Raw genomic sequence first — 18712 nt, forward strand, 5'->3', positions numbered from 1 at the left:
ACCTGGAACTGGCGGACTTCGCCGCCGATCGGAATGACCTGCGAGACGCCGGAGATCGCCATCAAACGCGGGCGCAGCACCCAGTCGGCGTATTCGCGCGCCGCCTTGGGATCGGCCCCGTCGCCGCGGATGGGAATGGCGACCAGCATGATCTCGCCCATGATCGACGACACCGGCCCCATGCGCGGCACGCTGCCCGGCGGCAAGGCGGACTCCATCGCCGCCAGCCGCTCGGTCACCATCTGCCGGGCGCGATAGACATCGACGCTCCAGTCGAAGCTGAGATAGACGAAGGACAGGCCGGCACTCGAAATCGAGCGCACCGTCGCAATCCCCGGCAAGCCGCTCATCGCCGTCTCGAGCGGGAAGCTGATCAACTGCTCGACCTCCTCGGGCGCCATGCCGCCGGCTTCGGTCATCACCGTCACCGTCGGCCGGTTGAGATCGGGGAAAACGTCGACCGGCAAGCGCGTCGCCTGCACGGCGCCCCAGATCATCAATGCGGTGGCCGCCACCAGCACGAAGAAGCGGCTACCCAGACTTTTTTCGACAAGCCACTGAAACATGGTGTGCTCCTAGCGGATCTGCGCGATCAGGCTGGCGCCCTGAACGACGACCCGGTCGCCCGGCTCGAGGCCGCCGGTGACCAGCACCCGCAGCCCGTCCAGCGGCTCGCTGCGGATCGCCCGCGCCGCGAAACGCTCCGGCGCGCTCTTCACCCAGACGATCACCTGGTTCGCCGTATTGCGCGCCAGGGCCGTCGCCGGCAGCGGCAGTCCGGACACGGTCGACTTGAGCTGGACCTGGACCTTGACCGGCTGGCCGAGCGGCAGCGCCAGCCCGGCGCCGGCCGCGTGGTTCTCGAAGATCAGCGGCAAGGCCTGTTCGCGCAGGCGGCGCGGCGCGCCGACGAAGGCCAGCGGCACCGAACGGCCGGCGACGGCCACCGTCGCCGCCGCCACCTCGCCGAGCGGCACGGCCTCGAAGGCGGTGGCCTCGATATGCAGGCTGTCCGGGTCGATGACCTCGAAGATCAGCTCCTTCGGCTCGACGACTTGCCCGACCACCGCGTTGCTCGCCGCCAGCACGCCGCCGACCGGCGCCACCAGCGCCTCGCGCCCCGACAGGCCGCCGCCCACCGCGGCCATGCGCCCCTTCAGGCTGGCCACCTCGCTCTCGGCGCCGTCGATATCCTTTTTCGGCACCGTATCGGCCAGTTCGTTGAGCCGGGCCAGCCGCCGCTCGGCCAGGCCCAGGGCGGCCTTCAGTTCGGCCAGCAGGGCCGCCTGGTTGGCCCGCTCGATGGCGCCGGAAGCCGGCACCACCCAGGCCAGGATCTCGCCCTTCCTGACCCGGCTGCCCGCCGCCGGCAGGCCATGCGCGCCGGCCGGCTCGATGCGGCCGGGAATCATCGCCTGCACGCGCCCGCCGAGGTGCGGGTCCATGATCACGCGCCCCGGCAGCTCCAGCGTTTTGGGCAGCGTTTCCGGCTGCACCTTGAGCGTCAGCACGCCCATGCCGCGCTGCGCCGGCTTGGGCACGAAAATCGTGTCGTCCGGCAGGCGCTGCGGCGCATCGCCCAGCGGGCGGGCCGTTTTCTTCTCGTCGGCATGGTCGTGGCCTTCGTGCGCCAGCGCCGCCGCATGGATACCGGCCAGCAGGGCCAGCACGAACAATCGTTTAGTCATCGCGCACCTCCTTTCATCCGGCGACGCAGGCGCCAGGCGATCAATCCGACCACGCCGAGGGCCAGTACCAGCCAGCCGGCCGGGAGCGGCAGCATCGCCGCCGAGGCGTCCGCATCCGCTGCCTCGACATGCAGGTCGCCGCTGAGCAGATCGCTGTCGCCACCGGCAATCAGCGTCAGCACCAGCGCATGCTCGCCCGGCCGACGCAGGGGTTGCAGCCACTTCTCGTCGGCCACCAGGTAATCGCCCCGCTCCGGGCGAAAGCGCGCCTTGACCGACTGGCCGCCGGCCTCCAGCTCCAGCTCGGCGTTGAGCACCGGCGCATTGCTGTCGGCGCGATCGACATACCAGCTCATGCCCTCGGGCGTGATCCGCCCCACCGCCTCGAAACCCTCGCTCTCGGCCACGGCGACCGAGATCGGCGGCGCTTCGCCGGCCGCCACGGCGGCCGACAACACCAGGGCCGCAAGGGCGCCCATTGATCGTGCAAGCTTCATGTTGATCTTCCTCATTCCGGCAACAGGCCGAGACTCTGGCGCAGTTGCGAAATACCCTGTCCCAGGGCAATACGGGCGCGCCCGAGCGCGCGCTCCGCCTCAAATGCTTCGGCTTCTATGCGCAGCCGCGCCGGGAGATCGGTTTCGCCCAGGCGGAAGGACTTCTCGTAATAGCCGCGGTTCTCGCGCGCCAGCCGGGCTCGTTCCTCCGCCGCCGCCAGCTGCTGGCGTGCCGCGGCGACCTGCCGGCCGACGGCATCGGCCTCCCGCGCCAGTCGCTCGCGCAGGCGTTCGAACTCGACCGTGGCTTCGATGGCCTCGGCATTCGCGGTGGCCACCCGGGCATCGTGGCGCGGACCATCCCCGAAAGGAATCCGCAACGAGAGCGCCCAGGTCTGGTCGGCATATTCGCCGCTGGCCGCCCGGTCGCGCCGCGTCGACACGGCGAGCTCCGGATTGCTGCGCGACTGCACGTGCGCCAGGTCGGCATTGCGCCGCGCCAGTTCGGAACGGCCCTGCCATTCGCGCAACAGCGGATGCGTCTCGCCGGCCGGTGCCGGCACCGCCTCCGGCTGCCAGCCCGTTGCCGCGGCCGGCGCCCCGGTCAGGCTTTCCAGGCGATAGCGGGCGAGCGTCTCGGCGGCCTCGACTTCCGCCTGCTGGGCACGGGCCTGCGCCAGGACGCCGTCGGCCTGGTTGAGATCGGCCCGCGACAGGTCGCCGGCGGCGAAACGCCGGGCGACATCGTCGCGCAGGCGCTGTGCCGCGCCAAGACGATCGGCGGCGAGGGCGACTTCGTTTTGCTGGGCTTGCCAGCCCCACCAGGCGTCGCGCACCAGCTGCGCCAGCTGCAGGCGCAAGCTGTCGGTCCGTCCGGCCAGCGCCGCGCCCTCGGCCTCTGCCGCCGCCCGGGCGCCACTGCGCTCGCCGGGCAGCCAGAGCGGCAGCACCAGGCCGAGATCGTTTTCCAGGGCGCCCCGGTTGCGATTGAATTGGTCGCTGCGCACGCCCAGCTCCAGGCTGGGCGCGGCAGCCGTCAAGGCCGACGCGGCGCCGAGGCGGGCGTCGACCGCACGCTGGCGCTCAGCCAGCGCGGCGGTGGCCGGCTGGCGCTGCCAGGCGTCGGCAAAGGCCTTGGCCAACGGCGTTTCGCCGCGGGCCGGCAAGGCCAGACTGAAGATCAGGGTAATTGCGATGCAAGAAACGCTTCGCATGGGATTTCCTCCGGTTGCAATGGAACAACCGGCGGCATGCCGCACCGGCCCGTCAGGGCCTCAAACAGGAATACGGAGTGTCAGGACAAGCCGCCGCGACTCAGGCGGCGACTCTGGGCGGGCGTTCGAGTCCCTCGGGAACCCGCGAGGCGAAACGATCGGCATGGCCGTCCAGCGCGAACGAATCGGCCGTCACCATGACGGCCAGGCCAGACGCTCCCAGGCTACCCGGCAGGTGCCCCAGGATATGGCCGGGGCAGCAATGGTGGTCCTGGTCGTCGCAGGCCGCCTGGTCGTCATGCACGGCGAGCGCGCCATGCCCTTCATGCCCGGCATGCTCGTCGGCCCCGAGCGCCAACGCGCCATGCTCGTGCGGCGACGCGGCATCGACCATCTCCCAGCCGAAACTCGGCGAGAAAACGGTCGACAGCATGACCAGCAGCAACAGGCGGGCAATCAGGTGTTTGAACATGGGGATTCGAAGATTGAACGCACAAACTATACAATCTCGCACCGCACAAGCAAATAGTTGTTACAAAAAGCCCACACGATGCAATTCGAACTCTTGAAAACCGACGGCGCCGCCCGCCGCGGCACGCTGACGCTGAACCACGGCGTCATCCAGACCCCCGTCTTCATGCCGGTCGGCACCTACGGCACGGTCAAGGCGATGACGCCGCAATCGCTCAACGACATCGGCGCCCAGATCTGCCTGGGCAACACCTTCCACCTGTGGCTGCGCCCGGGCCTCGAGGTCGTCCAGGCGCACCAGGGCCTGCACGATTTCATGAACTGGCAGAAGCCGATCCTGACCGACTCCGGCGGCTTCCAGGTCTTCTCGCTGGGCGCCCTGCGCAAGATCACCGAGGAAGGCGTCAAGTTCAGCTCGCCGCACGACGGCGCCAAGCTGTTCCTGTCGCCGGAAATCTCGATGCAGATTCAGAAGGTGCTGAATTCCGACATCGTGATGATCTTCGACGAGTGCACGCCCTACCCGGCGACCCGCGACGAGGCGGCCAAGTCGATGCGCCTGTCGATGCGCTGGGCGCAGCGTTCGCGCGACGAGCACAACAAGCTGGAGAACAGCAACGCGCTGTTCGGCATCGTCCAGGGCGGCATGTACGAGGACCTGCGCGACGAATCGCTGGCCGGGCTGGACCATATCGGCTTCGACGGCATGGCCATCGGCGGCCTGTCGGTCGGCGAGCCCAAGGAAGACATGGCGCGCATCCTCGAGCACGTGGCGCCGAAGATGCCGGCCCACAAGCCGCGCTACCTGATGGGCGTCGGTACGCCGGAAGACCTGGTTTTCGCCGTCAAGCGCGGCATCGACATGTTCGACTGCGTGATGCCGACGCGCAACGCCCGCAACGGCCACCTGTTCACTCGCTTCGGCGACATCAAGATCAAGAACGCCCGCTTCAAGACCGACACCGGCCCGCTCGACCCGTCGTGCTCGTGCTACACCTGCACCCAGTTCAGCCGCGCCTACCTGCACCACCTCTTCCGCTGCGGCGAGATTCTCGGCGGCATGCTGAACACCATCCACAACCTGCATTTCTACCAGGTCATCATGGCCGAGATGCGCGCCGCCATCGAGGCCGGCACGCTGGACGCGTGGTCGGCCGGCTTTGCCCGCGACCGATCCTCGGGCCGGTGATAGAATCCCCCGTTTCGTTTTCAAGCAATCCGGAGTTACAACAATGATCAGTATTGCCCACGCCCAAACCGCCGGCGCCGCTGCCGACCCGACCGGCGGCTTCATGCAGCTGCTGCCGATGATCCTGATGTTCGTCGTGCTGTGGTTCCTGATGATCCGTCCGCAGATGAAGAAGGCCAAGGAACACAAGGCCCTGCTCGCCGGGCTGGCCAAGGGCGATGAAGTCGTCACCCAGGGCGGCATCGTCGGCAAGGTGACCAAGGTCGGCGAGAACTACGTCTCCGTCGAAATCGCCGAAGGCACCGAAGTCGTCGTGCAAAAGCCGTCGATCGGCCTGGTTCTGCCCAAGGGCACGCTGAAGTCGCTGTAATTCACCCCGGAAGGCGGCGAGGTTGACACCATCGCCGCCTTTTTCGCTTTAAAGCCGCCATGAATCGCTACCCACTCTGGAAGTACGTCACCGTCGCCATCGCGCTGGTGCTCGGCTTCATCTACACTCTGCCCAACTTCTTCGGCGAATCGCCGGCGGTGCAGGTTTCGAGCGCCAAGGCCACGCTCAAGGTCGATCAGAAGACGCAGAACCGCGTCGAGGAAGCCCTGAAGGCGGCCAGCGTCGCCCATGACGGCATCCAGCTCGACTTCAACGGCGTCAAGACGCGCTTCAAGGACACCGACACCCAGCTGAAGGCCAAGGACGCCCTGGAAAAGGCGTTCAATCCGGATGCCACCGATCCGCAATACGTCGTCGCCCTGAACCTGCTGTCGGCCTCGCCGCAATGGCTGACTTCGCTGCACGCGCTGCCGATGTACCTCGGCCTCGACCTGCGCGGCGGCGTGCACTTCCTGCTCCAGGTCGACATGAAGGGCGCGCTGACCAAGCGCCTCGACTCGACCTCGGCCGACCTGCGCACCCTGATGCGCGACAAGAACCTGCGCCATGGCGGCGTCAATCGCGAGGGCGACCGCATCGTCATCAAGTTCCGCGACACCGAGACGCAGAACAAGGCGCGCTTCGCCATGTCCGAGAGCCAGCCGGACCTGCAGGTCGTCGAGGCCGGCGACGCCAGCGAGCCCCGCCTGATCGCCACGCTGAAGGTTCAGGCGCAGCAGAAGATCGGCGAATCGGCGCTGAAGCAGAACATCACCACCCTGCACAACCGGATCAACGAACTCGGCGTCGCCGAGCCGGTGATCCAGCAGCAGGGCCAGGACCGGATCGTCGTCCAGCTGCCGGGCGTGCAGGATACCGCCAAGGCCAAGGATATCCTCGGCCGCACGGCGACCCTGGAAATCCGCCTGGTCGACGACACCCCGGGCGCGCTCGACGCCGCGCTGGCCGGCAATCCGCCGTTCGGCACCGAGGTCTACACCGAGCGCGGCGGCCAGCCGCTGCTGGTCAAGAAGCAGGTCGTCCTCACCGGCGACCGTCTGACCGACGCCCAGCCCGGTTTCGACAACCAGACCCAGGAACCGGCCGTCCACCTGACCCTGGATTCCGCCGGCGCCCGCATCTTCAAGGATGTGACCCGCGAGAACGTCAACAAGCGCATGGCCATCCTGCTCATCGAGAAGGGCAAGGGCGAGGTCATCACCGCCCCGGTCATCCGCACCGAGATCGGCGGCGGCCGCGTGCAGATTTCCGGCCGCATGACCACCGTCGAAGCCAACGATACCGCCCTGCTGCTGCGCGCCGGCTCGCTGGCCGCCCCGATGGAGATCATCGAGGAACGCACCATCGGCCCGTCGCTCGGCGCCGAGAACATCAAGAAGGGTTTCCACTCGACGATGTGGGGCTTCGCCGCCATCGCCGTGTTCATGATCCTCTACTACCAGATGTTCGGCGTCGTCTCGGTGCTGGCGCTGGCCTCCAACCTGCTGTTCCTGGTCGCCATCCTGTCGCTGCTGCAGGCCACGCTGACCCTGCCCGGCATCGCCGCCATCGCGCTGACGCTGGGCATGGCCATCGACGCCAACGTGCTGATCAACGAGCGCGTCCGCGAGGAACTGCGCGCCGGCATGCCGCCGCAGGCCGCCATCTCGGAAGGCTACGAGCGCGCCTTCGGCACCATCCTGGACTCCAACATCACCACCCTGATCGCCGGCCTCGCCCTGCTCATCTTCGGCTCCGGCCCGGTGCGCGGCTTCGCCGTGGTGCACTGCCTGGGCATCCTGACCTCGATCTTCTCGTCGGTGGTCGTCTCGCGCGCCCTGGTGAACCTGATCTACGGCCGCCAGAAGAAGCTGACCAAGGTCGCCATCGGCCAGGTGTGGAAGCCCGGCGTCGCAGCCGGCACGCAGAAATAAGGAATCACGGACATGGAATTTTTCCGCATCAAGAAAGACATCCCGTTCATGCGCCATGCGCTGACGTTCAATGTCATTTCGCTCGTCACCTTCATCCTCGCCGTGTTCTTCCTGTTCACCAAGGGCCTGCACCTGTCGGTCGAATTCACCGGCGGCACGCTGGTCGAGGTCAAGTACCAGCAGGCCGCCGATCTCGAGAAGATCCGCGGCGCGCTCGGCAAGTCGGGCTTTTCCGACTACTCGGTGCAGAACTTCGGCTCGTCGCAGGACGTCATGATCCGCCTGCCGCTCAAGGGCGAGCAGAACACCTCGCAGCTCGGCGAAGCCGTCATGAAGTCGCTGGAAACCGAAGCCCCGGGTGCCGCGCTGTCGCGCGTCGAGTTCGTCGGCCCGCAGGTCGGCAAGGAACTGGCCGAGAACGGCGCCATGGCCCTGCTGCTGGTCGTCATCGGCATCGTCATCTACCTCGCCTTCCGCTTCGAATGGCGCTTCTCGGTATCGGCCATCATCGCCAACCTGCATGACGTGGTGATCATTCTCGGCTTCTTCGCCTTCTTCCAGTGGGAATTCTCGCTGTCGGTGCTGGCCGCGGTGCTCGCCGTGCTCGGCTATTCGGTCAACGAGTCGGTCGTCGTCTTCGACCGGGTGCGCGAAACCTTCAAGAAGGTGCGTGGCCTGAGCACGCCGGAGGTCCTTGACCACGCCATCACCAGCACAATCAGCCGGACCATCATCACCCACGGCAGCACCCAGCTGATGGTGCTGTCGATGCTGATCTTCGGCGGCGAAACGCTCTACTACTTCGCGCTCGCCCTGACCATCGGCATCTGCTTCGGCATCTACTCGTCGGTGCTGGTCGCCAGCCCGCTGGTCATGTGGCTGGGCGTATCGCGTGAACAGTTCATCCGGCAGAAGAAGGTCGTCGAAGGCGCCAACGAAGAAGGCGCCGTCGTCTAAGCCTTGCCGCATCGACGACGAAAGAGGGGAGCCCGCGGGCTCCCTTCTTTTTTGCCATCGGCCTTGCGGGCCAAGGCACCTCCCCAAGACATGTCACAACTGTCATAATTGCGGCATATATCAGGCACTTGAGGCAAACGTCGTGTACGGACTAGTCAATCGGGCATTGCAGGAATTCATTTGCAAGCACCATGGTGACGCAAGCTGGCAGGCCATCAAGGCCGCGGCCGGGGTTGATGTTGAATTCTTCGTCCGCATGGAGTCCTATCCCGACGACATCACCTATCGCCTGGTCGGCGCGGCGTGCGCATCGCTGAATATCGAAGCGGCCGCCCTGCTGCGGGATTTCGGTCGCCACTGGGTGCTGTTCACCGGGCAGGAAGGCTACGGATCGCTGCTCGACGGGGCGGGCAGTTCGCTGCAGGAAATCCTGGCCAACCTCGACGACCTGCATGTCCGGGTCGGTCTGATGTACCCGGCCCTCAAGCCGCCCTCCTTCAGCTGCAGCGATGTCCGCGACGACGGACTGACACTGCATTACTTTTCGGAACGCCCGGGCCTGGCCCCCATGGTGGTCGGCCTGATCGAGGGGCTGGGAGAACGCTTCGGCAAGATCCTGACGATCCGCCAGTCCGGCGACCGGAACGCCGGCGCCGACCACGACAGCTTCGACATCCGGATCGCCTGACATGGAGCACGGTTCTCCGTTACCACTCGGCGAGCTATTTCCCTTTTTGATCGAGCTGGACGACCGCTTGCGCATCGTGCAAACCGGTCCGCTGATGGGCAAGGCCTACCCGGGATTGCAAGCCGGCGATTCGCTGGCCAGCGCCTTCCAGCCCATCGGCAAGAGCGGCGGATTCACCAGCTTCGATCAACTCTCGGCTGAACACCGGCGCCCCGCCGCGATGCGACAGAGCCAGCCCCCGGCGCTGGTCTTCCGGGGCGAATGGTTTGCCTGCAGCGCATCGCGCCAGCTGTTTTTCCTCGGCTGGCCCTGGGTCACCGATCCGGACGAACTGACCAGCCTGGGTATCCCGCTCCACGCCCTTCCCGCCCACAATCCGCTCGGCGACCTGCTCCTGCTGCTGAGGACGAATCGCAACACGCTGGCCGATACCCACGCCCTGACCGAGGCGCTGCGCCAGCGCACGCTGGCGCTGGAAAGCAGCAATCGTCGCCTGCAGGACGAAGCGGCGCTGATTCGCGCCGTCGAGGAAGCCGAACGGGCCAACCGCGCCAAGAGCACTTTCCTGGCCAACATGAGCCACGAACTGCGCACCCCGCTCAGCGGCATCATCGGCATGGCGTCGCTGCTGATGAAACGCACCGACGATCCGAAAGCGCGCGACCAGATCGGCAAGATTCTCGGTTCGTCGAACCATCTGCTCGCCGTGATCAACGACATCCTCGACATTTCCAAGATCGAGGCCAACCGGATGTCGCTGGAGTCGGTTCCATTCACCCTGTCGGGCGTCATCAACAACGTCCAGAACGCCTTGCTCCTGCGCGCCGACAGCAATCGCGGGCTCGATGTCCGGATCGCCATCGCGCCGGAACTGATGAACCGGGTATTGACGGGCGACCCGCTGCGCCTCGGCCAGGTACTGATCAACCTGCTCGGCAACGCCATGAAATTCACGCCGCACGGACATGCGGCGGTGCGCGCCGACATCATGAGCAGCGAGGGCGACGAGCTGATGGTGCACTTCGAAGTGGAGGACACCGGGATCGGCATCCAGCCGGAAGACCAGGAACGGCTGTTCCTGGCCTTCGAGCAGGCGGACAGCTCGACCAGCCGGCACCATGGCGGCACCGGCCTGGGCCTCGCCATCTGCAAGCGCCTGGTCGAGTTGATGGGCGGCAGCATCGGCGTCAGGAGTCAGCCCGGGCGCGGCAGCACCTTCTGGTTCACCGTCAGGCTCAGCGACCTGCATCAGCCCTCGCTACCCCTGCCCGCAAGCGTTTCGGGGCCGGCAACCGAGGAAACGATCCGCGCCAGATTCGGGGGAGCGCGGATACTGATTGTCGACGACGAACCGGTCAGCCAGGAAATCGCCCGCGAGTTGCTTGAGCACGCGGGGCTTGCCGTCGACATCGCCGGCGACGGCATGGAAGCCCTCGCGCTATCGCGCCAGAACGCCTATGCGCTGATCCTGATGGACATGCAGATGCCGCGCATGAGCGGCACCGAAGCCACCCGGGCCATCCGCGGCCAGTCGTTGAACACCGCCACGCCGATCCTGGCCACCACCGCCAACGCCTTCGACGAAGACCGCAAGGATTGCCTCGAGGCCGGCATGAACAGCCACCTGCCCAAGCCGATCAGCCCCGCCAAGCTCTACGAAGCCGTCCTGCACTGGCTGCAATACGACGCGGACCGGCAAGACTGAGGCGCCAAGGCGCCCCGTACCGCTACCAGGTCGGCACGTCGCCGACCGCCGGCGGCGGCGCCTCCGGCAACCAGGCGCCGCTGGCACCGTAGATCGCCGCCAGGGCAATCGCCAGCGCGACAAGCAGCGCCAGAAAACCGCCGCCGCGAGCGGATTCGCCATCCGCATCCTCTTTCCAGCCGGTAATCATCGGCTTGACCAGGTTCCGCTTCTTGACGTGGCCGTAGAAAGCGATGGCGACGATGTGCAGGACGACAAGCCCGATCAGGACATTCGACAGCAGCTGGTGCACGCCGGTCAGCCGGTTGCTGATCTCGCGACTGACCAGATCGGCGAGCGGCCCGGTAAACGCGATGTCGTCGTTGGCCATCAGCCCGCTGACCACCTGCACGAGCAGCAGAACGACCAGGCCGAATACCGACAGCGCGCCGAGCGGATTGTGCCCCTCGCCACGCCAGCGACCGCCCAGGTAGGCCCTGATCCTGGCAGGCGTCGGAAAGAAATGGGCAAAACGGGCGTAGGTCGAGCCGAGCACGCCCCAGACCAGGCGAAAGCCCAGCAGGCCGGCGATCAGGATGCCGATTTTTCCATGCCACTCGATCAGATTGCCGCCGATTTGCCCGCTCACCACGGCGGCGACCACCGAGGCCGCCAGCAGCCAGTGAAACAGGCGCGTCGGTAGATCCCACAGGAGAATCCGCTTGCTGCTCATACCCTGCCCTTCCTCGTCAAATGAAACAGGCGCCCAAGGGCGCCTGCATGCCGCAACCGGAACGTGCGGCCTTACTTCTTGGCCTTGAAATCGTCGTGGCATCCCTTGCAGGTACCGCCGAGCTTGCCCAACTGGACGCCAACCGCAGCCGCGTCGCCGCTTGCCGCGACCTTGGCCATTTCATTGGCTTCCTTGTTGAACTCCATGGCCACCTTGCCCAGCTTTTCCTTGTCCGTCCAGATGTTGGCCTTGGCGCGGGTCGGCTCCCAGCCGGTGCCCTTGTCGGTGCCCGGCAGGTACAGCGCGCCCATGCCGGCGTTGGCGATGGCCTGGATGGCGTTGGCCGCCTTGACGACCTCTTCCTTGTTGTAGTTGCCGCCTTCAACGTTCATCTTGATGCGCTGCATGTTCCAGGCCATGAAACCATAGCCCGACTGGCGGAACTTGATGGCATCTTCCGGCTTGACCTGGGCGACGGCGGTACCGGCCATGGCGACCGCCAGCAGGGACAGCAAAAGCTTCGACTTCATGAATTCTTCTCCGTTGTTGGGTTAAATACACCGATGTATACGCAGCCGGGCCGGCAACTATTCCCAAATACTTTCGAACGGCCCGTCAAACCGCACTCTATCAGCCACAGGCTGCATTTCAGTGACCTGGGTCACCGACCCGGGATCACACCGCGAAGACGTGCTTGACGCGCAGCGCCGGCGCGCCGGCGTCGATGGCCAGCAGGCGGGCGATGTTCGGATGCTTGCCCGGATTGGCGCGCTCGTCCTCGGTATGCTCGGCGAAGATTTCCAGGCCTTTCCTGGCCGCCTCGGCGTTGATCGACCCGTAGGTCTGCGCCAGATGGTTGTAGACCGCCAGTGAACCCTGGCTGCCGGCCTTGTTCTCGATGCTGGCGGCGACATTGCCGTCGGCGTCGAGCAGGTTGATGGCGGCCAGGTGCGAGATGCCCGGCAGTTTCTTCAGATTTTCGGCAAAAGACATTTTTAGTTGCTAGTCGTTGGTAGTTAGTCGTTAGCGCTCGGGGTTGGCATTGGGTTTTGCTAGCAACTAACGACTAGCTACCAGCAACCAGCCCCCCCCTACTTCCAGTCCCGCTTGGCCCTGACCAGGCCGATGACCAGGCCGGTGGTGAAGGTGGCGATGGGCACGGTGAAGGCGATGGCCTTGATGCCGCGCTCGGCGCCGAAATGGAAGAGCAGCCAGGCCATCGGCAGCATGCCGAGGAACAGGCCGATCGCACCGCCCCGGATGCCGCCACGGATCACTTCCTGATCCGTGGTTTTCCGGTCGCCGGTGCAATGCGGACAGTAGATGGCATCGGCCGGCACGTCCTGGCCGCACTTGCTGCACTTCATGGCTTAGATGCGCTTGGCCAGTTCGGCGGCCTTGCCGGTGTAGTCCCACGGCGTCAGCTTGAGCAGCTCGGCCTTGGCGGCTTCCGGGATGTCCAGCGTGGACACGAAGGCCTGCATGCCGTCGCGCGAGACGCGGGTGCCGCGGGTCAGTTCCTTGAGCTTTTCGTAGGCGTTCGGCACGGCGTAGCGGCGCATCACGGTCTGGATCGGCTCGGCGAGCAGTTCCCAGTTGGCGTCGAGGTCGGCCTTCATCAGGTCGGCATTGATTTCCAGCTTGCCCAGGCCCTTCAGCAGCGAATCGTAGCCGAGCAGCGTGTAGCCGAGGCCGACGCCCATGTTGCGCAGCACCGTCGAATCGGTCAGGTCGCGCTGCCAGCGCGAGATCGGCAGCTTCTCGGCGAGGTGCTTGAGCACGGCGTTGGCCAGGCCGAGGTTGCCTTCGGAATTCTCGAAGTCGATCGGATTGACCTTGTGCGGCATCGTCGACGAGCCGATCTCGCCGGCCTTGACCTTCTGCTTGAAGAAGCCGAGCGAGATGTAGCCCCAGACGTCACGGTCGAGGTCGACCAGGATGCTGTTGGCGCGGGCGAAGGCGTCGAACAGCTCGGCCAGCGCGTCGTGCGGCTCGATCTGGATGGTGTAGGGGTTGAAGACGAGGCCGAGCGACTCGACGAACTTCTTGGCGAAGCCTTCCCAGTCGTAGCCCGGGTAGGCGGCGAGGTGGGCGTTGTAGTTGCCGACCGCGCCGTTGATCTTGCCGAGCAGTTCGACGGCGGCGATGCGGGCGCGGGCGCGCTGCAGGCGGTAGGCGGTATTGGCCATTTCCTTGCCCATGGTCGACGGCGTCGCCGGCTGGCCGTGGGTGCGGCTCATCATCGGGATGTCGGCGTAGGCGTGGGCCAGTTCGACCAGCTTGGCGATGACCTTGTCCAGCGTCGGCAGCATGGCCTGCTCGCGGGCGCCCTGGCACATCAGCGCGTGCGACAGGTTGTTGATGTCTTCGGAGGTGCAGGCGAAGTGAATGAACTCGCTGACCTTGACCACTTCGGCATTGCCCTTGGTCTTGTCCTTGATCCAGTATTCCAGCGCCTTGACGTCGTGGTTGGTGGTGGCTTCGATGGCCTTCACCTCGGCGGCCTGTTGCGGCCCGAAGTTGGCGACCAGCGCGTCCAGCTCGGCGACGGTGGCCGGCGAGAAGGCGGCGATCTCGGCGAAATGCGGCTCGGCTGACAGGGCTTTGAGCCATTCGATCTCCACCTTGAGGCGGGCGCGGATCAAGCCGAACTCGGAAAAATGCTCGCGCAGGGCGTCAACCTTGCCGGCGTAGCGGCCGTCGAGCGGGGAAAGGGCAGTCAAGGGATCGAAGGTCATATGCACATCCTTTTCAATAAGCCGGTAATTTTACCTTCCCCGCCATGCGCTGCCCATACGCTATAATCGAAGCCCCCAAACCAGAGAGCTCGCGATGAAGCTGATCGGCTCCCATACCAGCCCCTACACGCGCAAAGTGCGTATCGTGCTGGCGGAAAAAAAGATTGAATACGATTTCGTGGTCGACTCGCCCTGGGCGAACGACAGCAAAGTGCCGGACTACAATCCGCTGGGCAAGATTCCCGTTCTGGTTCTTGACGACGATACCGCGCTGTTCGACTCCCGCGTCATCGTCGAATACATCGACAACGTCACGCCGAACAACAAGCTCTTCCCCGCCCCCAACCGCGAGCGCATCGAGGTCAAGCGCTGGGAAGCCCTGGCCGACGGCCTGTGCGACGCCGCCGTCGCCGCCCTCCTCGAGCGCAAGCGCCCGGCCAGCGAGCAAAGCGCCGACTGGGTCGAACGCCAGTTCGCCAAGGTCAAGCGCGCGCTCGCCTTCATGTCGGAAGAGCTGGACGAAAAGAGCTTCTGCATGGGCACGCACATTTCGATGGCCGACCTGGCGCTGGGCACGGCACTCGGCTACCTGAACTTCCGCTTCCCGGAAATCGCCTGGCAGGCCGACCATCCGAACCTTTCCAAGCTGTATGACAAACTGATGCAGCGCCCGGCCTTCGCCGACACGATCCCGCACGATTGAGCGCACCGCACAGCCAATCCAGGGCGCCACAGGCGCCCTTTTCGTTTATACCCACTGAACCAAAATCCTTTTGGCCAGTCTCCCTCTAGCCGGGACCATCCAGAGGACGTCACGCATGATTTCTCCCCCCGAAGCGGCAACGCCGATCGACGCCATCGCCCACGCACTCACGGTTGCGCTGGGCGCTCGTGACCACTACACACGCGTCCACTGCGATCGCGTCGTCCAACTGTCGGAAGCCCTGGGCAAGCACCTGGGCCTGACCAGCAAGGAACTGGAGCATTTGTCGCTGGGGGCGCGCTTCCACGACCTGGGAAAGATCGGCATCCCCGACACCGTCCTGCGCAAGCCCGCACCCTTCGAGGCCCACGAGTGGGAATGCATGAAGCAGCACGTGCTGATCGGCGAGCAGATCGTTCTCGCCATCAACGGCGGCCGGGCGAGCAGCGTGGCGCGCACGGTCAGGCACCATCACGAGCACTTCGACGGCTCGGGCTACCCGGACGGACTCCAGGGCAGCGCCATTCCGCTCGACGCCCGCATCATTTCCGTGGTGGACAGCTACGATGCGATGATCGCCCGCCGCCCCTACCATGACGCGCGCAACCACCGGGCGGTCATGGACATCCTGGTCAGCGAGTCGGGCAGCAAGCACGACCCTGACCTGGTGCACGCCTTTGGTGCCGTGATCGAAAACCGCTGACCCCGGCACCGTCGGCGCAAGCGCCTAGCGGATGATGCCGCCCCCGAGGCAGACGCGGCTTTCGTACAGAACCACCGACTGCCCCGGCGTCAGCGCCCACTGCGGCTCGGCAAAGCGAATCTCGCAGGACGCCGCATCGACGCGCTCCACTTCGCACGGCTGGTCCGAGGTCCGGTAGCGCGGCTTGGCGGTATACACCCAGTGCGTGTGCGGCGCCTTGGCCGACACCCAGCTCAACTGCTCGGCGACCAGCCCTTCCTTGAGCAAGGCCGGATGATCGTGCCCCTGCACGACGTACAGCACGTTCCTGTCCATATCCTTGCCGGCCACGAACCAGGCGTCGTGGTCGCCGCCGCCCGCCACGCCCTTTTCCTTGATGCCGCCGATATGCAACCCCTTGCGCTGGCCGAGCGTGTGGTACATCAGGCCGTCGTGCTCGCCCATGACCTTGCCGTCGTCGAGGCGGCGGATCTCGCCCTTCTTCGGCGGCAGGTAGCGCGACAGGAAATCCTTGAACGGGCGCTCACCGATGAAGCAGATGCCGGTCGAATCCTTCTTGGCGGCGACATGCAGGCCTTCCGCCTCGGCGATCTTGCGCACCTCGCGCTTGTAGATGTCGGCCAGCGGGAACAGGGTCTTCGACAACTGCGCCTGGTTCAGCCGATACAGGAAATAGCTCTGGTCCTTGGTGCCGTCCTCGGCCTTCAGCAGCTGGAACTCGCCGTCGAACTCGCGCACCCCGGCGTAGTGGCCGGTGGCGATCTTCTCGGCGCCCAGTTTCATGGCATGGTCGAGGAAGGCCTTGAACTTGATTTCCGAGTTGCACAGGATGTCCGGATTCGGCGTCCGCCCGGCCAGGTACTCGCGCAGGAACTCGGAGAACACGCGCTCGCGGTATTCGGCGGCGAAATTGACCACTTCGACGTCGATGCCGATGCGGTCGGCGACGCTCATCACGTCGATCAGATCCTGCCGCGACGAGCAATACTCATCGGTATCGTCGTCTTCCCAGTTCTTCATGAACAGGCCGATCACGTTCCAGCCCTGGCGCTTGAGCAGCAAGGCCGCCACGGAGGAATCGACACCGCCGGACAAGCCGACGACCACGGTTTTCTTAGACATCGGGCCCAGCCCCTTTCTTCCAGTCTTCCAGCGGCAACACCACCGCCGGCTTTCCATTATCGACGAACCAGCTATCGACGACGTAGCGCCGCGGTTCGCCCTCCTGACTTTTTTCCTCGATCACCGCCGACCAATGCACCGGCACCAGGCCGGCGAAATTCCGGCTCTCCGGCTCGAGCACGCGATGCCAGCGCAGGTAGCCGCGCCTGGCCAGCAACTGCAGCAGGCGGGTGGTCGAGGTCGAATGATCGATGCAATCCATCTTGCCCGACACATTGTCGTCGTCGAAATTGCCGCCGCGATCGTTGCGAATATCCGACTGCTCGCCGCCCCACTCGTACAGGCGGCCGACAGCCACGGCCAGCACGCCGCGCTCGCCGGCCGGGTCGGCCGCGGCAAACAGCATCCGGCGAACCTGCCCGAGCTGGCCTTCGGTATAACGCACCGCTACCTGATGCTCGCAGCCATAGCCGTGGCAGATGCGCACCGACTCATCGGCGAACAGGCCGCCGGAGAAGCAGGCGAGCAGCAGGCACCAGCAGCGCAACATCAGTCGTAGTGCACCAGCATGTCGAGCGGGTAGCGCTTGCCGGCCAGCAGATCCTCGCAGCAGCGCAGGATCAGCGGGCTGCGATGGCGCGCCTGCGTCGCCCGGACCTCGTCCAGCGTCAGCCAGCGGGCGGCGACGATGCCGTCGTCCAGCTTGCGGTCCGCCTCGAAGCCACGCAATTCGCCGGCAAAGGCGAAGCGCAGATAGGTCGTGTCTTCCTTGGTCGGATGCTTCCAGTGGTAGATGCCGACCAGGTGCGTCGGCTTGAAGTGGTAGGCCGTCTCCTCCAGCGCCTCGCGCACCACTGCATCGACCAGCGGCTCGTCCTCCTCGAGGTGTCCGGCCGGCTGGTTGAAGGCCAGGCCGGCCTCGGTTTCCTCCTCGACCAACAGGAACTTGCCGTCGCGATAGACGACGGCGGCGACGGTGACGTGGGGCTTCCAGACCATGGCGAGACTCGAACGGCAAAACCATTATTTTACCGTCTGAATTCGGCTAGAATTATGGGCTTTTACACACGGCAACACGGAGAATCACCATGTCCATGTCGGATCGCGACGGTTTCATTTGGCAGGATGGCAAGCTTGTGCCCTGGCGCGAAGCGACCACCCACGTCCTCACCCACTCCCTGCACTACGGCATGGGCGTATTCGAGGGCGTCCGTGCCTACAAGACCGAGCGCGGCACGGCGATTTTCCGTCTCAAGGAACACACCGAGCGCCTGTTCCGTTCGGCTCACATCTTCCAGATGCAGATGCCGTACTCGGTCGAGGAACTGAACGAGGCGCAGAAGGAAGTCATCCGCGCCAACAAGCTCGAATCCGGCTATCTCCGTCCGCTCGCCTTCTACGGCTCGGAAAAGATGGGCGTTTCGCCCAAGGGCGCCAAGGTTCACGTCATCATCGCCGCCTGGCCGTGGGGCGCCTACCTCGGCGAGGAAGGCATGCAGCGCGGCATCCGCATCAAGACCTCGTCCTACACCCGCCACCACGTGAATATCACCATGGTGCGCGCCAAGGCCTCGGGCAACTACATGAACTCCATCCTCGCCAACAACGAGGCGACCACCGACGGCTACGACGAAGCCCTGCTCCTCGATCCGGAAGGCTACGCCTGCGAAGGCGCCGGCGAGAACCTCTTCATCGTCAAGAACGGCAAGCTGTACACGCCTGACCTGACGGCCTGCCTGGAAGGCATCACCCGCGCCACCGTCATGCAACTGGCCGGCGAGCTGGGCATCGAGGTCATCGAGAAGCGCATCACCCGCGACGAAGTCTATTGCGCCGACGAAGCCTTCTTCACCGGCACCGCCGCCGAAGTGACGCCGATCCGCGAACTCGACAACCGCCAGATCGGTGTCGGCCATCGCGGCCCGATCACCAAGGCGCTGCAGGAAAAGTATTTCGACGTGGTCTATGGCCGCTCCGCCGCGCATGCCGACTGGCTGGCCGTCGTCTAATCCAGGGAGAAA

Annotated in this window: 22 protein-coding genes; 9 read left to right on the forward strand and 13 right to left on the reverse strand. The window is 65.4% G+C overall.

Going from position 1 to position 18712, the window contains the following annotated elements; genetic code table 11:
* The 5 genes from Q0P59_RS15995 to Q0P59_RS16015 form a co-directional block, all read right to left on the reverse strand.
* Window positions 1-566: efflux RND transporter permease subunit (locus tag Q0P59_RS15995; protein ID WP_295008090.1), on the reverse strand; the 566-nt coding region annotated here is incomplete at its 3' end.
* 9 nt (window positions 567-575) lie between these two features.
* Window positions 576-1688 carry an HlyD family efflux transporter periplasmic adaptor subunit gene (locus Q0P59_RS16000; RefSeq protein ID WP_295008092.1) on the reverse strand — a complete coding sequence of 371 codons (1113 nt, stop codon included), beginning with the start codon at window positions 1686-1688 and terminating at the stop codon, window positions 576-578.
* The gene (locus tag Q0P59_RS16005) at window positions 1685-2185 is read right to left on the reverse strand and encodes a hypothetical protein (protein ID WP_295008094.1); all 501 of its coding nucleotides are present in this window, start codon (window positions 2183-2185) and stop codon (window positions 1685-1687) included. Before Q0P59_RS16005 ends, Q0P59_RS16000 begins: the two co-directional genes overlap by 4 nt.
* Before the next feature lie 11 nt (window positions 2186-2196).
* Window positions 2197-3399 carry a TolC family protein gene (locus Q0P59_RS16010; RefSeq protein WP_295008096.1) on the reverse strand — a complete coding sequence of 401 codons (1203 nt, stop codon included), beginning with the start codon at window positions 3397-3399 and terminating at the stop codon, window positions 2197-2199.
* A gap of 100 nt (window positions 3400-3499) precedes the next feature.
* Complete coding sequence (locus tag Q0P59_RS16015; protein ID WP_295008098.1) at window positions 3500-3871, reverse strand: hypothetical protein; 372 nt, start codon at window positions 3869-3871, stop codon at window positions 3500-3502.
* A 78-nt stretch (window positions 3872-3949) separates the two neighbouring features.
* Here Q0P59_RS16015 and tgt point away from each other — a divergent pair, with 78 nt between their 5' ends.
* From tgt to Q0P59_RS16045, 6 genes are all read left to right on the forward strand, one after another.
* Window positions 3950-5059, forward strand: a complete 1110-nt coding sequence (gene tgt / locus Q0P59_RS16020; RefSeq protein ID WP_295008100.1) for a tRNA guanosine(34) transglycosylase Tgt — start codon at window positions 3950-3952, stop codon at window positions 5057-5059.
* 43 nt (window positions 5060-5102) lie between these two features.
* Window positions 5103-5429, forward strand: coding sequence for a preprotein translocase subunit YajC (gene yajC, locus Q0P59_RS16025; protein WP_295008102.1), 327 nt, complete (start codon window positions 5103-5105; stop codon window positions 5427-5429).
* Window positions 5430-5488: 59 nt separating this feature from the next.
* Window positions 5489-7363 (forward strand): protein translocase subunit SecD, encoded by a 1875-nt coding sequence (secD, locus tag Q0P59_RS16030; protein WP_295008104.1) that lies wholly within the window; start codon window positions 5489-5491, stop codon window positions 7361-7363.
* Between the two features lie 12 nt (window positions 7364-7375).
* Complete coding sequence (secF, locus tag Q0P59_RS16035) at window positions 7376-8320, forward strand: protein translocase subunit SecF (RefSeq protein ID WP_295008106.1); 945 nt, start codon at window positions 7376-7378, stop codon at window positions 8318-8320.
* A gap of 142 nt (window positions 8321-8462) precedes the next feature.
* Window positions 8463-9008, forward strand: coding sequence for a heme NO-binding domain-containing protein (locus Q0P59_RS16040; protein WP_295008107.1), 546 nt, complete (start codon window positions 8463-8465; stop codon window positions 9006-9008).
* Window position 9009: 1 nt separating this feature from the next.
* The gene (locus Q0P59_RS16045) at window positions 9010-10713 is read left to right on the forward strand and encodes an ATP-binding protein (protein WP_295008109.1); all 1704 of its coding nucleotides are present in this window, start codon (window positions 9010-9012) and stop codon (window positions 10711-10713) included.
* A 22-nt stretch (window positions 10714-10735) separates the two neighbouring features.
* Here Q0P59_RS16045 and Q0P59_RS16050 read toward each other — a convergent pair whose 3' ends face one another.
* The 5 genes from Q0P59_RS16050 to purB all read right to left on the reverse strand — a co-directional run bounded on the left by Q0P59_RS16050 (window position 10736) and on the right by purB (window position 14163).
* A complete protein-coding gene (locus tag Q0P59_RS16050) occupies window positions 10736-11425 on the reverse strand; it encodes a cytochrome b/b6 domain-containing protein (protein WP_295008112.1) in 690 nt (229 codons plus the stop codon).
* Window positions 11426-11496: 71 nt separating this feature from the next.
* Complete coding sequence (locus tag Q0P59_RS16055) at window positions 11497-11955, reverse strand: cytochrome c (RefSeq protein ID WP_295008114.1); 459 nt, start codon at window positions 11953-11955, stop codon at window positions 11497-11499.
* 145 nt (window positions 11956-12100) lie between these two features.
* Window positions 12101-12418 (reverse strand): DUF2322 family protein, encoded by a 318-nt coding sequence (locus Q0P59_RS16060; RefSeq protein WP_295008116.1) that lies wholly within the window; start codon window positions 12416-12418, stop codon window positions 12101-12103.
* A gap of 98 nt (window positions 12419-12516) precedes the next feature.
* Complete coding sequence (locus tag Q0P59_RS16065) at window positions 12517-12792, reverse strand: zinc ribbon domain-containing protein (protein WP_295008118.1); 276 nt, start codon at window positions 12790-12792, stop codon at window positions 12517-12519.
* Window positions 12793-12795: 3 nt separating this feature from the next.
* On the reverse strand, window positions 12796-14163 hold the full coding sequence (purB, locus tag Q0P59_RS16070; protein WP_295008120.1) for an adenylosuccinate lyase: 1368 nt from the start codon (window positions 14161-14163) through the stop codon (window positions 12796-12798).
* A gap of 94 nt (window positions 14164-14257) precedes the next feature.
* Between purB and Q0P59_RS16075 the strand changes: the two genes are divergently transcribed.
* Window positions 14258-14866: a glutathione S-transferase gene (locus Q0P59_RS16075; RefSeq protein ID WP_295008122.1), complete on the forward strand. Its 609-nt coding sequence runs from the start codon at window positions 14258-14260 to the stop codon at window positions 14864-14866.
* A 115-nt stretch (window positions 14867-14981) separates the two neighbouring features.
* Entirely contained in the window at window positions 14982-15569 is a 588-nt protein-coding gene (locus Q0P59_RS16080; RefSeq protein WP_295008124.1) for an HD domain-containing phosphohydrolase, read from the forward strand.
* Window positions 15570-15593: 24 nt separating this feature from the next.
* On the opposite strand, the gene mnmA is transcribed toward Q0P59_RS16080, so the two are convergent.
* The 3 genes from mnmA to Q0P59_RS16095 are packed head-to-tail and all read right to left on the reverse strand — an operon-like array spanning window position 15594 to window position 17690.
* On the reverse strand, window positions 15594-16691 hold the full coding sequence (gene mnmA, locus Q0P59_RS16085; RefSeq protein WP_295008126.1) for a tRNA 2-thiouridine(34) synthase MnmA: 1098 nt from the start codon (window positions 16689-16691) through the stop codon (window positions 15594-15596).
* Entirely contained in the window at window positions 16684-17241 is a 558-nt protein-coding gene (locus Q0P59_RS16090; RefSeq protein ID WP_295008128.1) for a hypothetical protein, read from the reverse strand. The genes mnmA and Q0P59_RS16090 overlap by 8 nt, the downstream gene beginning before the upstream one ends.
* Window positions 17241-17690: an NUDIX hydrolase gene (locus tag Q0P59_RS16095; protein WP_295008130.1), complete on the reverse strand. Its 450-nt coding sequence runs from the start codon at window positions 17688-17690 to the stop codon at window positions 17241-17243. The genes Q0P59_RS16090 and Q0P59_RS16095 overlap by 1 nt, the downstream gene beginning before the upstream one ends.
* Window positions 17691-17779: 89 nt before the next feature.
* Here Q0P59_RS16095 and Q0P59_RS16100 point away from each other — a divergent pair, with 89 nt between their 5' ends.
* Window positions 17780-18700, forward strand: a complete 921-nt coding sequence (locus Q0P59_RS16100; RefSeq protein ID WP_295008132.1) for a branched-chain amino acid transaminase — start codon at window positions 17780-17782, stop codon at window positions 18698-18700.
* The last annotated feature ends 12 nt before the right edge of the window (window positions 18701-18712 follow it).

This window comes from uncultured Dechloromonas sp., from assembly GCF_945957265.1.
In the GTDB taxonomy this organism is placed as follows: Bacteria; Pseudomonadota; Gammaproteobacteria; order Burkholderiales; family Rhodocyclaceae; genus Azonexus.

Bases quoted from the DNA above. Each gene is read 5' to 3' on its own strand.
- Q0P59_RS16090 (WP_295008128.1), bottom strand. From the start codon at position 17,241: ATGTTGCGCTGCTGGTGCCTGCTGCTCGCCTGCTTCTCCGGCGGCCTG.
- Q0P59_RS16100 (WP_295008132.1), top strand. From the start codon at position 17,780: ATGTCCATGTCGGATCGCGACGGTTTCATTTGGCAGGATGGCAAGCTT.
- Q0P59_RS16080 (WP_295008124.1), top strand. From the start codon at position 14,982: ATGATTTCTCCCCCCGAAGCGGCAACGCCGATCGACGCCATCGCCCAC.
- secD (WP_295008104.1), top strand. From the start codon at position 5,489: ATGAATCGCTACCCACTCTGGAAGTACGTCACCGTCGCCATCGCGCTG.
- Q0P59_RS16060 (WP_295008116.1), bottom strand. From the start codon at position 12,418: ATGTCTTTTGCCGAAAATCTGAAGAAACTGCCGGGCATCTCGCACCTG.
- Q0P59_RS16005 (WP_295008094.1), bottom strand. From the start codon at position 2,185: ATGAAGCTTGCACGATCAATGGGCGCCCTTGCGGCCCTGGTGTTGTCG.
- mnmA (WP_295008126.1), bottom strand. From the start codon at position 16,691: ATGTCTAAGAAAACCGTGGTCGTCGGCTTGTCCGGCGGTGTCGATTCC.
- Q0P59_RS16095 (WP_295008130.1), bottom strand. From the start codon at position 17,690: ATGGTCTGGAAGCCCCACGTCACCGTCGCCGCCGTCGTCTATCGCGAC.
- Q0P59_RS16045 (WP_295008109.1), top strand. From the start codon at position 9,010: ATGGAGCACGGTTCTCCGTTACCACTCGGCGAGCTATTTCCCTTTTTG.
- yajC (WP_295008102.1), top strand. From the start codon at position 5,103: ATGATCAGTATTGCCCACGCCCAAACCGCCGGCGCCGCTGCCGACCCG.
- Q0P59_RS16055 (WP_295008114.1), bottom strand. From the start codon at position 11,955: ATGAAGTCGAAGCTTTTGCTGTCCCTGCTGGCGGTCGCCATGGCCGGT.
- Q0P59_RS16015 (WP_295008098.1), bottom strand. From the start codon at position 3,871: ATGTTCAAACACCTGATTGCCCGCCTGTTGCTGCTGGTCATGCTGTCG.
- Q0P59_RS16000 (WP_295008092.1), bottom strand. From the start codon at position 1,688: ATGACTAAACGATTGTTCGTGCTGGCCCTGCTGGCCGGTATCCATGCG.
- tgt (WP_295008100.1), top strand. From the start codon at position 3,950: ATGCAATTCGAACTCTTGAAAACCGACGGCGCCGCCCGCCGCGGCACG.
- secF (WP_295008106.1), top strand. From the start codon at position 7,376: ATGGAATTTTTCCGCATCAAGAAAGACATCCCGTTCATGCGCCATGCG.
- Q0P59_RS16050 (WP_295008112.1), bottom strand. From the start codon at position 11,425: ATGAGCAGCAAGCGGATTCTCCTGTGGGATCTACCGACGCGCCTGTTT.
- Q0P59_RS16010 (WP_295008096.1), bottom strand. From the start codon at position 3,399: ATGCGAAGCGTTTCTTGCATCGCAATTACCCTGATCTTCAGTCTGGCC.
- Q0P59_RS16075 (WP_295008122.1), top strand. From the start codon at position 14,258: ATGAAGCTGATCGGCTCCCATACCAGCCCCTACACGCGCAAAGTGCGT.
- purB (WP_295008120.1), bottom strand. From the start codon at position 14,163: ATGACCTTCGATCCCTTGACTGCCCTTTCCCCGCTCGACGGCCGCTAC.
- Q0P59_RS16065 (WP_295008118.1), bottom strand. From the start codon at position 12,792: ATGAAGTGCAGCAAGTGCGGCCAGGACGTGCCGGCCGATGCCATCTAC.